General features: G+C 32.3%; 13 protein-coding genes. All 13 read right to left on the bottom strand.

Features of this window, described 5'->3' with window-relative positions:
- Positions 1 to 117 precede the first annotated feature (117 nt).
- The 13 genes from T335_RS0116055 to T335_RS0115990 all read right to left on the bottom strand — a co-directional run bounded on the left by T335_RS0116055 (position 118) and on the right by T335_RS0115990 (position 14247).
- Positions 118 to 1164 carry a phosphate/phosphite/phosphonate ABC transporter substrate-binding protein gene (locus tag T335_RS0116055; RefSeq protein WP_026478442.1) on the bottom strand — a complete coding sequence of 349 codons (1047 nt, stop codon included), beginning with the start codon at positions 1162 to 1164 and terminating at the stop codon, positions 118 to 120.
- 238 nt (positions 1165 to 1402) lie between these two features.
- Complete coding sequence (locus tag T335_RS0116050) at positions 1403 to 2335, bottom strand: YfbR-like 5'-deoxynucleotidase (protein ID WP_156943707.1); 933 nt, start codon at positions 2333 to 2335, stop codon at positions 1403 to 1405.
- Between the two features lie 91 nt (positions 2336 to 2426).
- On the bottom strand, positions 2427 to 4391 hold the full coding sequence (locus tag T335_RS0116045) for an elongation factor G (protein WP_026478440.1): 1965 nt from the start codon (positions 4389 to 4391) through the stop codon (positions 2427 to 2429).
- A gap of 356 nt (positions 4392 to 4747) precedes the next feature.
- Positions 4748 to 5383, bottom strand: a complete 636-nt coding sequence (locus T335_RS0116040) for an HAD-IA family hydrolase (protein WP_026478439.1) — start codon at positions 5381 to 5383, stop codon at positions 4748 to 4750.
- Between the two features lie 231 nt (positions 5384 to 5614).
- Positions 5615 to 7444, bottom strand: coding sequence for a DNA helicase RecQ (recQ, locus tag T335_RS21035; RefSeq protein WP_034328779.1), 1830 nt, complete (start codon positions 7442 to 7444; stop codon positions 5615 to 5617).
- Between the two features lie 164 nt (positions 7445 to 7608).
- On the bottom strand, positions 7609 to 9117 hold the full coding sequence (locus T335_RS0116030; RefSeq protein WP_026478438.1) for a DUF1846 domain-containing protein: 1509 nt from the start codon (positions 9115 to 9117) through the stop codon (positions 7609 to 7611).
- A 176-nt stretch (positions 9118 to 9293) separates the two neighbouring features.
- The gene (locus T335_RS0116025; protein ID WP_026478437.1) at positions 9294 to 9611 is read right to left on the bottom strand and encodes a YbjQ family protein; all 318 of its coding nucleotides are present in this window, start codon (positions 9609 to 9611) and stop codon (positions 9294 to 9296) included.
- Positions 9592 to 9819: a hypothetical protein gene (locus T335_RS0116020; protein WP_026478436.1), complete on the bottom strand. Its 228-nt coding sequence runs from the start codon at positions 9817 to 9819 to the stop codon at positions 9592 to 9594. The genes T335_RS0116025 and T335_RS0116020 overlap by 20 nt, the downstream gene beginning before the upstream one ends.
- A 158-nt stretch (positions 9820 to 9977) precedes the next feature.
- Positions 9978 to 10370: an OsmC family protein gene (locus T335_RS0116015; protein ID WP_026478435.1), complete on the bottom strand. Its 393-nt coding sequence runs from the start codon at positions 10368 to 10370 to the stop codon at positions 9978 to 9980.
- A gap of 336 nt (positions 10371 to 10706) precedes the next feature.
- Positions 10707 to 11129, bottom strand: coding sequence for a PPC domain-containing DNA-binding protein (locus T335_RS0116010; RefSeq protein ID WP_026478434.1), 423 nt, complete (start codon positions 11127 to 11129; stop codon positions 10707 to 10709).
- 360 nt (positions 11130 to 11489) lie between these two features.
- Positions 11490 to 12338 carry a GNAT family N-acetyltransferase gene (locus tag T335_RS0116005; protein WP_026478433.1) on the bottom strand — a complete coding sequence of 283 codons (849 nt, stop codon included), beginning with the start codon at positions 12336 to 12338 and terminating at the stop codon, positions 11490 to 11492.
- Positions 12339 to 12583: 245 nt separating this feature from the next.
- Complete coding sequence (locus T335_RS22355) at positions 12584 to 12742, bottom strand: hypothetical protein (RefSeq protein ID WP_156943706.1); 159 nt, start codon at positions 12740 to 12742, stop codon at positions 12584 to 12586.
- Between the two features lie 668 nt (positions 12743 to 13410).
- On the bottom strand, positions 13411 to 14247 hold the full coding sequence (locus T335_RS0115990; RefSeq protein WP_026478432.1) for a sugar phosphate isomerase/epimerase family protein: 837 nt from the start codon (positions 14245 to 14247) through the stop codon (positions 13411 to 13413).
- Positions 14248 to 14368: the final 121 nt, after the last annotated feature.

Raw genomic sequence — 14368 nt, 5'->3', positions numbered from 1 at the left:
GACTGACTTTATCTTTAGATAAAGAAACTAAAAAATGAAATTAACATATAGGAGAGGGTTTCCCCCCTCCTATAAAATTAATTTCTATTAATCTTGTCTATGTTCAAACTAATTAAATTAATTAAAGCTTCTTAAAATTCTTTGTGCTTCACGCTCATTGTCATAATCTGAGCTTTTAGCAGGCTTATAACCTTCATGACTGTAGATTGCAATTACTTCTTTACCTTCTTCTGTAGCTGCAATATTAATGAAGGCATTTTGTAATGCTTTAATTAAGTCTGCATCCATTATATCAGCAGATTTACTTACAGAAATTGTATCATTATAGATTCCTGGTGTAACAGCAATTACATTTGTTTCATCCCAAATAGATTCTGTACGTCCATATTCAGTAACCCAGTTATTTTCATAGTCACGACGTGCATCTGCGAAAATTACACCAACGTCGATTTGTCCAGAAGCTAAACGAGCCATTGTACTTCCGTAAGAATCAGTCTGAACTATGTTAGATAGATCTGTAAGGGCTGCCCCATAATTTTGTTGTAACCAAATTGATGGATAAATATATCCTGCTGAAGAAGATGATGAACGAACTCCCCAGTTTAGAGCATCTAAATCTTCTAAAGTGATTTCTTCGCCATTATTTACTTTAGCAGAAATTGCTTGACCTTTTTCAGAAGGACCTGCAACTAATATAGAGCGGTAATAGGTTACTTGATCAGTAGTTCCTTGTGTTGGTTGACCATCATTCCAGTCTATAGCTTTTTCAGAATCTTTATTAAGACCTGCACGAGTCGCTGTTAAGATTACTTCTGCACTATCATCATATAATACATAAGTTCCTCCAGGAATGAATCCTACATGGGCAGTACCAGCACCTAGTGCCTCTCCCACTGCTTCATAACTTGTTCCTACTTCAATAATGATATCATCAAAATTATAACCTTCTTCTAATAATGCATCTTGTAATAAATCTTTAAGGGGACCTGTTGCAGCAATAATTTCTGATGGTTCTCTTGAAGGTACAAAATATACTACCAATGTTTCATGATTAATAATACCGTCTTCATCCTTCTCTCCACTTGTATTGTTGCTACTTCCACAACCTGCTAATAGAGAAACAACTAACAGAATAGACATTGCAAGAATCAACATTTTTTTCATCTCTCATTCTCCCATCCTTTAAATTTAATAACATAATAAAAATACCATTATTTAGTGAAACATTCAAGTAAAAAATACGTAAAATTATTGATATTTCTGCTATACATTTTGGTTACACTTCCACAAACCTCTAAATTACAATCATTAGAGTTATTAGCAAATGTTACAATCTATGAACAGATTTGCCAGCGAAAATTTATCCTTTTAGCCTTTTGTTATTTTATTGTTAATTCTTTGTTCAACCCTTGAATATACTATAGTTTTCATCCCTAGCAATTTTACTACCATTAACTTTAAAAATTGTTCGATCTAAGGGATTAACAAATAATTCCAAGGATATCACTTCCTCTTCAGATAGTAACTTATTCGTCTTCAAACACATAATTTTAATGTTATCAGAATTGTTTTTCAACTCTTTAATGTTCGTGTTTTTGTCATAACCTATTACCTTTATAACTTCTACTTCTTCTGGAACTGAATTTGCATTTTCAAAAATAATCTCATCATAATGTAAATCTGCAATATACCCTTTAAATGATTCGGAATAGTATTGATGTAAATTTAAATCATTAAGAGGATACTTAAGAAAATACTTACAACTTTCTAAGTCAATAGACATCAGTTTTTCTAAAGAACTTATTAATATCTTCTCAAATGGATCTTTGTTGTGCCTAATCACTTCCTCTCTACACTCAAAAATGACATCTAAGGTGTCTGCTGCTTCCAGAATTTTTCCTTCTATCGTGTCATCTTTAGGATTCAAGACAAATTGTCTTAACTCCCCAAGCCATGAAGTAGGTATGTCCTTCCTCATTCCACTCTCAAAAAAGCTCTCTTCTGTTAATCTGACAGCCTCCATCATTTCCGGCACTGTTCTCTTAGTATAGGACAAAATATCCCCTGTCCAGGCCTCTATTCCATCATGAAAAGTACAACCATAGAGTTTTTTCCAGTTTACTCTATTTCCAAACTTTCTTTCCTCCCACTTAGCTAATACATAACATAATTTCATCACAAAATCACTATGTTCTGCAACGCTCCTTGGCACTAAGTTTCTTTCCACTTGATAACGTTTAATATTTTCTGCTTTCTTTAACTTTAACAAAAGCTGTCCTATCGGCATAACCATTATCCCCTTTGTACAACCAATATTAGTTCGTTTTTTGTTCAATTCAAGTATCTACAGTAAAATATGATGCTAAGTAAATAATTATACTGAAAAGTCTTCAATATCCTAATTTTTGTATATTTTTACAAATGGTTTATGGTCTTTTAGTGCAATGGAGATGATCTTCTACCTCCTGCCATTCTACCCTGTAACCTTGCCCCTTCGAACAAAAAATTGATGTTGAAGAATACTCTGGATCTTTGTTTTTATCATAATTAGTCTCTTCTATCACCTCCTCTTCATTATGACAGGGGTAATATCCTGCATAAATTAAGTTAATACTACCTTTTCCTTGAGTAAAGGCGGCTAGTTCCATACTATAGCTCATAATTGTCTTAACCGGCGCTTTTCCTGTCACTACTGCTTTATTACCTGATATATTTGGTGGATCAAATGTTCCATAAAAGCTTTGTAGGTCGGAAAGCACTCTACCTATATGGTCAATATCAACTTTAATTGTAAAGTAATAGTAGGGCTCTAAAATAAGGTTATTAGCCTTCTCAAGTCCTTGTCGAAGGCCTCTGTAGGTAGCTTCTCTAAAATCCCCACCACTTGTATGCTTATTATGGGCCCTTCCTGTTAAAAGGGTTATTTTAATATCTGTAAGGCTACCACCAATTAAAATTCCCCTATGACTTCTTTCAAAAATATGATGCTTAATTAAATTCTGGTGACCTATAGTAAGATCATCGGCGTGACACTTATTTACGAAGCTAATCCCACTATTTCTTTCTCCAGGCTCCAGCTTCAAATGAACCTCAGCATAATGCCCTAGAGGTTCAAAATGCCCATAACCTTCTACTGTATTTTCAATTGTTTCTTTATAAATTATTTTAGGTTCTCCAAAGGAAATTTTGACCTTAAATCGATCCATTACTAGTTTTTCTAATACTTCCAGTTGAATAACCCCCATAACATGAAGATGAATTTCTTGAAGTCCTTCTTCCCAGGTAACGTTAAGGGAGGGGTCTTCTGCCTCTAAAATTCTAAAGACCTTCAACACATCTTTAATATTAAGGGTACTATCAAAAATGACTTTTGTTCGTAGAGTAGGGATCAAATCATAATCAATTTTTTCCCTTAAGCCACCTATACCTGTTCCCACCTTAGCTTTTGATATGCCCACTACAGCAAATAACTCTCCAGCTGATACGTGGTCCACAAGTTGATACTTATTACCATTATAGCGACGTATTTGGGTTATTCTTTCGCTAGTTTCCTTACCATCATCATCTAAATAACTGATAAACTCCCTTAGCTTGGTTGTTCCTTGTAATGCTTTAATATAGGTTATTCTTACTTCATTTTCATCATAGCGTATTTTATAAACCCTACCAGCAAATTGACTACTATTCTTATAGCTTGTCTCAGTTAATTTGTCTAGTTTCTCTAAAAACTCAATAATACCCTTTCCTTGTAATGCAGAACCATTGCAGCATGGGAACACAATCCGCTTAGTAATCATCTCCCTCATTTTATTTACCCATAATGTCTTCTCATAACCAACATTCATATATGTTTCTAGTAGAAATTCATCTCTTTCTGCTATTGACTCAATTAGCTCTTCTGTTAGCATACTGTCCCTAAAAGAATTATTGATATCGATGACATCTGCCGTAAGATTAACACGAATATCTTCTAATACTTGCACAACATCAGCACCAACCCGATCTATTTTATTGATGAAAAAGAAGGTTGGTACCTTATGTTTCTGCAAAAGTTGCCAAACTGTTTCAGTATGTCCTTGAATCCCTTCTACTGCACTTATTATTATAATTGCATAATCCATTATTTGAATTGCTCTTTCCATCTCAGGTGAAAAATCCACATGACCAGGAGTATCCACCAAATAGTATTGTGAGCCATTGTATGTAAATGAGGCTTCATCTGAAAAAACTGTTATCCCCCGCTCTTTTTCTATATGGTGACTATCTAAAAAAGCATCTTTATGATCTACCCTACCTTTTTGTCGAATACTCTTTGTAATATATAATAATTCCTCTGCAAAGGTGGTTTTCCCTGCATCAACATGGGCTAATATACCTATGGTTTTTTTCATTTCTTCACCCCTATATTTCTATTAGGTCTATTATATCAAAAATATTTATAGACTTTCTTCTAGTAAGTAAAACTTTTCTAATGGTTTTTCCACTTTCCCCTATGGTCATTGATCAATGTTCTAACAAAGCAAATTCTTCTTTTTGAAAGATTTATAGGTTGACTTTAGATGAAGAAACTGTAAGCTTACACAATTTAATCCAATTAAACTAGTTATCTCCTTATGTTGAAACTATGTTGAAACTCATTACATAAAGTTCCCTTATTTTAAAATAATTTAAGTGTAGCATTCCTATTCATTAAAAAAGCCCTTATAGCAAGCAGTTATTAACTTAATCTGTTTGCTATAAGGGAGTTCTATACATTTAGTGTTTTTACAATATCAAAAATTTCTTGAGGTTTTTCAACAACATAGTCAGGACCACCACTCTTCAACAACTCTGATAAATCATAACCCCATGTAACTGCAATCATTTTAACCGATACTCGTTTACATGCTTCAACATCTCGAAGTTCATCACCTACATAAACAATTTCATCTGCTTTAAGGTTTGTTTGCTTAAGATACTTCTTTATGGTTTTATCTTTACCAAAAAGATTATTAGAAGAGATAATTCTATCGAAAACATCAATTTCATTATTTCTTAAAAAAACCTCAATGTTTTCTACCGAATTAGAAGATATAATAGAGGTACTAAGACCATCTTTTTTTAGATTAGCTACCAGTTCTAGTATATGATCAAATACCTTAATATTACCAATTAATTGTCTATATTTTACCGTACACTCTAGTAGAATTTTAGGCACCTTATAAAAGGGAATTCCTACTTTCTTTAGCCTTTGTTTAATCGGAAGATTCATGAGACCTTTTAATTCCTCCATAGTTACTTGTCTATAATGATATTTTTGTGAGTATTCATTATAAATTTCAAAAGCTAACCCCAAAGAATCTGCAATTGTACCATCAAAATCAAATACAACATGTTTTATCAAAACATTTCCCCCTAATTACAATCTATAAATATACAAATTTCCTTTAGCTTAAAAATAATTTAATCATTTTTCTGTCACAAAGTCAATTACATTATTTAATTATTCTACAATAATTTTTATCTGCAATATTATCTATTTAATCAGTTAAAAAATCCACATATAAATGTTAAAAATATAGAAAAAAATGTATATTATATCTAGTCAGCTGAGAGATCACACTAACCCTATTATCTAAGTTATTTTATTTTTACTACAGTAATCCTCAATAAGCTGGATAAATCGATTTCCATAGTTCTCAAACTTCTTTAACCCTACTCCATCAATTGTCAGTAGGGATTCTTTTGTCTTAGGGAACACAGCTGCCATTTCCTTTAGTGACTTATCATGAAATATCATAAAAGGTGGTAGTTTTTTTTCCTTAGAGAGTTCTCCCCTTAACTCCTTTAAAAGGTGATATAAATCTTCATTGTAATCTTCTATAGGTCCTTTAACTCCTGTAGCTTTTTTCTTAGCAGAATTCATTGTCTTAGCTTCAACTAGTGCTTTTTTATGCATCACCTTAACATCACCTTGTAATACTTCTCGGCATTTAGCTGTAAGCTTCAATACGGGAAATTGATCTGCGGTAACATGAATATAGCCTCTAGAAACTAAAGTCATAATTATTTCCCTTACTGCCTCTTCACTGTATTCCTTCATGATTCCGTAGGTAGAAACTAGGTCTAATCCCTGCTGAGTCAATTTTTTACTCTTTGAACCCCTTAAGACCTGTATTACAATATTTATACCATAGCGCTGCTTAACTCGATAAATACAAGATAGGACTTTTTGTGCTTCTAAGGTAATATCCACCATCTCTGACTGATCTAAGCAGTTACTACAATTTCCACAGTATTCCTCCATTACCACTTCATCAAAATATGTTAATATCTTATTTCTTAAACAATCATTGGTATGGCAAAAATCAATTAAATATTGAAGATTTTTATATTGTAGTGCTAGTCTTTCTGGTAATATGTATTCACTTTCCATAATTAATTTTTGCTTTACTACATCAGATGGTGAATACATTAAAATACACTGACTATCCTCACCATCTCTTCCAGCCCTTCCTGCTTCTTGATAATAGGCCTCCATATTTTTTGGCATATTAAAATGAATTACAAACCTTACATCAGGTTTATCGATTCCCATACCAAAGGCATTGGTTGCAACTATCAATCGAGCTCTATTATACATGAAGTCTTCTTGGGTTCTTTCCCTACTTTCAGCATCCATCCCCCCGTGATAACCCCTAACTGAAAATCCACTTTCCTGTAGCTTTGATACTAGGGATTCAACTGTTTTTCTAGTAGCACAATAAATAATACCTGGATCATTTTGATAATTTTCCTTTAAATAATTTATTAAATAACTATTTTTGTTCCCTACTTTAACTACTCGGTAGAATAAATTAGGTCGGTCAAATCCCGTTGTAATCTCTAGTGGATTAATTAAACCAATTAGTTTCTTAATTTCTAATGTTATTTCTTGGGTTGCCGTAGCAGTAAAGGCGGCTACAACAGGCCTAGAGGTAAGACTTTTAATAAATTTAGGAATTTCACTATAACTTGGTCTAAAATCATGGCCCCATTGACTAATACAATGGGCTTCATCTATGGCAATAAAGGATACTTCAATCCCTTTGATGATATCAAGAAACATTTTAGTATTTAGTCGTTCTGGAGCAACGAATATAATCTTATATTGATTTAACTTAATTTCATTTATTCTCTGAATAAAAGAATCTTGATCTAAGGTACTATTTAAACTTGTGACTGGTATACCTATTTCATTTAAGGAGTCTACTTGATCCTTCATGAGGGAAATGAGGGGCGAGATAACAATTGTTATTCCCGTCATCATAACTGCAGGTAATTGATAGCACAAAGACTTACCACCACCAGTTGGCATAATTCCTAAAACATCTTTTCCCTTTAGTATCCACTTCACAATTTCCTCTTGTCCCTGCCTAAAGGTATCATACCCGAAGTACCTTCTTAATTCATCTTGTATATTCATGGTTTCTCCTCACTTTAAATCTGCATTTATTCAACATAAATTGTTATCCGACTCTAAAATAACTTATCATATAATAAAAGAAAAAGCAAAAACCAAAAGAAGAAAAACAGCAGCACAACGTCTAATTAGTACGTGGCGCTACTGTTTATAATTGGAGAAAAAATCTAATTATTATAGTATAAATTTTCTGTTGAATAGTAAGGATCACTAGTAATATCTATGCCTAAGTTTCTAAATGTTTCTTCGTCACTTAAACTTAAGATAGTTGTTGAATGGGCCTTACAATCTTTAAGGAATGCCAGCTTGTCCATCGCTACTTGAGCGGTAGGGTTTGTTGCAGCACAGATACTTAAAGCAATTAATATCTCTTCGCAATTCAATGCTGGACTTTTACTTCCTAAAGTCTTAGACTTTAATTTTTTAATAGGTTCTAGAATTACTGGTGATAAAAGGTGGATCTCATCTGAAATATTAGCAAGATACTTTACTGCGTTTAATACTACAGCTGCTGTAGCAGTCATCAAATCTGAACCTTTTCCAGTTAAAATTGTTCCATCATGAAGTTCAATAGCTAAAGCAGGGCAAACTTCGGTTTTAGTAGACTCTTCTTTTAGTTTAACCGCTCTATCTCTAGCTGGTACAACAACTTTACGATCTTCTTGCTTCAGATTCAGTTCTTCCATAATAAGTTTTACTCTTTCAAAGGTATCTTTATCTACATAACCTTTTTTATATTCGCATTCTGTTTTAAAATATCTTCTAATAATTTCTTGTCTTGAAGCTTCTTTAACAAGTTCATCATCGGTAATTCCAAATCCTACTCTATTGACTCCCATATCTGTTGGAGACTTATAGATAGATTCTTTGCCAGTAATTTTTTCTAAAATTCTTTTAAGTAACGGAAACGTTTCAATATCTCTATTATAGTTAACAGTAATTTCATTATATGCATCTACATGAAAGGAATCTATCATATTAACATCTTTTAAATCTACTGTTGCAGCTTCATAGGCAATATTTAATGGGTGTTTTAATGGTACATTCCAAACAGGGAAGGTTTCAAACTTTGAATATCCAGCTACGTTACCACGCTTGTGCTCATGGTAGAGCTGACTAAAACAAGTTGCTAATTTACCACTACCTGGACCTGGAGCGGTTACAACAACAATTGGTTTGGAGGTTTCGATATATGGGTTCATACCGTATCCTTCGTCACTGACAATTGTATCAACATCGGATGGGTACCCCTTGGTTGCACGATGGGTATAAACTTTAATTCCTCTTCTTTCAAGTTTATTAATGAAGACAGTAGTTGCTGGTTGTCCATCATATCTGGTGATAACTACACTGTTAATGTCAAGCTCGAAAGATCTTAGATCATCTATAAGTCTTAGGGTATCTACATCGTATGTAATCCCAAAGTCTCCTCTTATCTTGTTTCTTTCGATATCACCTGCATATACGCAAATAATTACTTCAACTTTTTCTTTTAGCTTGTGTAAAAGCTTGATTTTAGCATTTTCGTCAAAGCCCGGTAAAACCCTTTTTGCATGTAAGTCGAACATTAACTTGCCACCAAACTCTAAATATAACTTATCATAGTGATTAACTCTCTCTAAAATATACTTCGACTGTTCTTCTAAATACTTTTCATGGTCAAATCCTATTTGCATATTAACTCCTCACTTTTTCAAATCATTTTTGATCACTTTTTAATGTATATAGTAACGATTTTATCGATTAAACCAATACATCTTAAAAATTCACGACTCTTTATTATGCCATATTTTCACCCTAAAGTAAATAGTAAAGACCCCCAAATACGGAGGTCTTGCTTTAATTTTTCTTTCTATTTATTAATAAACTTTACTGCAGTACCATAAGCCATTACCTCAGCTGCACCTTGAGCAACTGCCGTTGAAGCATACCTAATATTCACGATACCGTCAGCACCCATCGTTGCTGCTTCTTCAACCATTCTTTTTGTAGCCTTTGCTCTAGCTTCGTTTATCATTTCAGAATAACCCTTAAGTTCTCCACCAACTAATCCCTTAAATGCACTAGCTATATCCTTTCCAACATGTTTAGCCTGAATAGTTGAACCCTTTACCAGTCCTAAAGTTTCTAGTTCTTTTCCACTAATGTAATCAGTATTTACTAAGATCATCATCATCTTCCTCCTTGATTTCTTTTATTCTTTCAATATAAACTTTAATAAAGGTTATTAAAACAATCAATATCCCGCCACCAATTAAAATTCTTAATAGGATAAAAAGCTGGGAATAGCCTGGGATAAATAATACAGCCAATCCATAGATCGATAAGAATATAATTACTAAGAGTGCTATGATTGTTACCGCAATATATTTTCTCATTTTCTTCACCCCTTATATATTATATTACCTTATTTTCAGTATATTTCAACAAAAAAGAAAAGCATTTAAAAGAAACTTAAAAGCCCCATATAAAAATATGGAGCTCCCTATATAGAGAAGGTATTATACTAAATCAAATTAGTATTTATTGATTAGCACTAAATTGTTTTAACAGTAATCTCTGGCGGAGTCATCATATGCTTCTTTACTGCACATAAGTTAATTGAACGCAATATTGCTTCTTTATATTTAATCGGGAATCCATCTGGTAATGTTAGTTTTAAGTCGATATCGCTAATTAAACCTGTATCGGGGTTTTGCTGGATATCCATTTCCAACTTTAATCCTTCTGTATCTAACCCTTTGTTCTGACAAAATCCAAGGGCATAAATACCTGCACAGGTGGCGATGGATGATAAGAATAAGTCAAATGGAGTTGGCGCTGCCCCTTCACCACCACTATAGACTGGTTGATCTGTTTCAATGTTAAAACCCTTCATATGGGCATCTACTCGTTTTCCTCCTGGAAAACTTACTTCTATTAAAGCCATCTTCAATTCACTCCTTATTTTTACATTATGGTCATTTAGTCTTTCTTAATTATATTATATCACCCCTCCCCCACAGGGGAAAGGGTTTTGTAACTTTTTTTAAAATTTTATAGCTTTCTTCGGGAGATTTATAGGATGACAATAGGCAAAGATACTAAGCCACTTACACAATTAAACTCAATTAAAATGGTTATCTGCTTGTGTTGAAACCCATTATCTAAGTTCTCTTATTCTAATATAATTAAATTTGCCCTTCTAAATGTTAGAGCAGAAAAAAAACCACTATTCTATCATAGTGGCATTAAAAATTAAAATGAAGGATAATTGAAGGAAGATCTAATCAAAATGATAAAGGTTTAATCCAGCCTCTTCATTAAAAGCACGTTCTACAGTTCCTTCTATTGATTCTATTAAAAATTCTCCTGTTGCACTAATTACCCCTTCGTTAAGGTGTCCCCCATAGGTTTTGTATTCATTGTCGGATATATTGATATGAAGGTGTAGATAAACCTCTCCCTTCATAGTACTGATATTTCCTAATAAGCTGGTAATTTCAAAGTCTCCTTCTAATATCGTTGAATGATAGGCTTTAATTGCTGTCTCAAATAACCCTATCTTTACTCGATTAACTGCTCCAATTCCCTTTACCCAACCAAGGGTAATATTTTGATCTTGGCAAAACTTTTTTAGGGTTGCTACAATTTCTTCTGATTTGTCTAATCTTAAGATATACTTATTGCCAAATTGCTTAAATTCCATATTCTCACCCCATGTTTTAATTATTATACTCTATCTAAAATTAAACATTAATAATAGATTTCCTTCTAAAAATCATTAAAATAATGTTAATGTAATGCTTACCTATAGACTTGAGGAAATTACATAATACCATAACAATGAATTTATATTCGATTTATGCAAAAAATAAAAACTAAGTTGCCAATTGTGAAAAGCAGATGGCCGAAATCTTAGATTTCGAGGCAGTCGCTTTGTTATAAACTTTAATACTAATTACAAATGTTTATAATATTGAACTGTTAGTATAAAAGTTTCTAACATCATTTATATTACTCGTTGAACACTAAGCAGCGAAGTTTTTATTTTAGACCCATTAGATCACTAAAGAGTTAAGTACATTTCATACTGTGCAATTTTTTCTTTTTTAAAGTTAATGTGTTTAGCAAAACCTGCTAAGCTAGAATTGTTAGGAAAACTAATATTTAGTTTGTCTAGCCCTAGTTCCAATAGAGCCTTTACTAGTAAACTTTTGCCTATACCTCTATGTCTTTCACAGGGTTTAGTCCATAGAAAATATATCTTCCCACTGTTACTTATACTTATTCCACCTAGTAAGTTAGTCCCCTGATAGGCTCCTAGATGAAGTAATCCTTCCAGTTTTTTTATATAATCTATATCGTTCTGCCAATTCACATGGGTGTCTTTCATTTGATCTAGTTCTTCTATTTCCTTTATTGTTATTTCTTCTATCTTGATTGATTCATTTACAGTTTTACTTATATCTCCACTCGCCTCATAAGAATAGTAACTAATATCATATATTTTTTCGTATCCAAGGGATGTATAGAACCTAATTGCCCTATCATTGCCCACAATAACTTCTAAAAACATTTGTTTGCAATGGTTAGCATGGGCTACTTCCTTATGTAGTCGGTAGAGCTCTTGACTGATCCCCTTACCCCTATATTCTGGATGTACACATAAAACACCACATCTTAAGGTTTTTACACCCTCATAGTTTTTAATTCCTCCTAAAATGACCCCCACCGGATTGTTTTCATCTAAAGCTATATAGGAATATTTAAGCTCATTACCCTCTGGGCCAAAAAATCTCTTTATAAATACTTCCTTAGACATCTCTAATTTAATCATATAGTCAGAAAATCCAATTTTAAAGGCTTCATAGACTTCATCGATACTTACCTTATCACAATTTTCATATTTTATCATTACAATCTCCCTTTTCGATCTACTTTAGGATCATTTAGTGTAGTTTTTTATCCCGCTGAAATCAGTTCTGCATAACAAAATTGAGGCATTAACTAAATTTAGTATTGATGATACAATTTTCTTAGTTAGCAATCATCTTAACCAGATATTATGTAGTTAATTATCAAGGACTGGAATGTCATTAATTATTCGTTTTTTCATATCCTCAATGATTTTTCTTTTTTGGTCACTAAATAGATTAATGTCTAAGTGATTAAAACATACTCTTTTCCATCAACTCTTGTCTCAAAAACATTATCATTAAATCCGCCTAGCAATTTAATACTAGAACAATCGCCAATAGTCAATTTCATAGCTTTATCAACAACAATATTGCTAATCAGTCCAATCAACTCCTTTAACATTCCTACCTTTATCTATTGCCCCAAATTTCCTTTTATTTAATTTTTATTATTAGTAAGAAGGACATAATATTAATTTGAGGAAACCTTTACCTTTAACTAATTTTCAAAATATTTTCAGTATTGTATATATATTACCTAAGTTTTACTGACATAGCAACACTTTTAATATTTTTGATATTTTACTTTTACCTACTATCTACCGAGGTAATTGCATGATTAATGCGCATGCTAATTCTAATATTAATTTTAATTTTAATTAATGGAAAATAAAACTACCTTACTTGCCTTAAAAGATTAGTATAGTAATACTATAGTAGTTGGCAATTACTCACTCCTTATGGAGGAATTCCACTTACAATTTATATATAGAGGGACTATAATTCTGAGGTATGGGAGTATGGGTATGAAATTTCCACAATCATGCTTGTGGATAAAAAATGAAAAACTAAAAATAATGATAAGAAAATCCGCTGAGGGGGTTCAGCGGATTATTATAACTTTTGCTTGTTTATTTTCTTTTTTTATTTATCTTTATTATATCTTTTTATCTTTTTGACTACCTTTTATTTTTTTATTCATCTTTTTATTTTTTATTCTTTAATTTTTATCTTATAATATCTTTTAATTACTTTTAATTACTTTTAATTATCTTTTATATTTTATAATGATTATACCCTAGCATAGATATCTTCAATATACTTTTTACTTGCTTGTGCAGTATCTTCTGTTGCATTTTCTAGCAATACTTGGATATAGGGCTTTTGTACCTTCGTAAGCTTAATTAGTAGCTCATAATTTAACAGACCCTTACCAGTTTCAACTGTAACCATTTTTCCATCTTCAATGATGAAATCTTTGGCATGTAAAATTACAATTCGATCACCAAATAGTTCAAAGGATTCTTTAATAATCTCATCTTGATTTTGATAGTTTTCAATTGAAAGGAAGTTTACTGGGTCAAAAATTACCTGTAGGTTATTTGATTGTATTGTATCTAAAACCCGCTTCATTTTTTGAGGTGTAGAAACTGAATGTGAAGTTACACCTTCAATACATACTAGCACGCCAAACTTTTCTGCTTCTTCAACAAGTTCCTTCACACTTTCAATAAGGATTTGAAGGGCTTCTTCACTATGGGTTGCAGGGTTATAAGAGAAATCAGCATTCATAGAACCAGTTTCTGTACCAACGATACTACAACCAAAGTCTCTGGCATATCTGATATGCTCTTTAAAACGGTCTAAAGATTTTCTTCTTTCTACTGGATCAGGATGTATTGGGTTAATATAGCAACCCATTACTGCTACATGTATGTTTTCTTTATATAGGGTTTCTCTAATATAGTTAGCCATTCCTGGATTAAGCTTTCCTAAACTAGAATCTATGCCAGCAACTGCTTTACCTAGTGCTAATTGAATACAAGGAAATCCTTTGTTTCCAATTTTCTTAGCTAAATCTTCAATATTTTGTTTTCCAAAATCATGGGCTCTTACACCAATAATCATAAATATACACCACCTGTTAGTTTTTATTATTTCTATTTAGATATCTTTGTTATAAAGTAGTTTAATTATTCAGTTCTTCAACAGTCTTATAAATCCTTTAATCACTAGCAAACTTCTTTTT

Source organism: Alkaliphilus transvaalensis ATCC 700919, from assembly GCF_000621485.1.
Lineage (GTDB): Bacteria > Bacillota > Clostridia > Peptostreptococcales > Natronincolaceae > Alkaliphilus > Alkaliphilus transvaalensis.
Note: the sequence above shows the minus strand (reverse complement) of the source record. Positions and strands in the feature narration are given on the sequence as shown.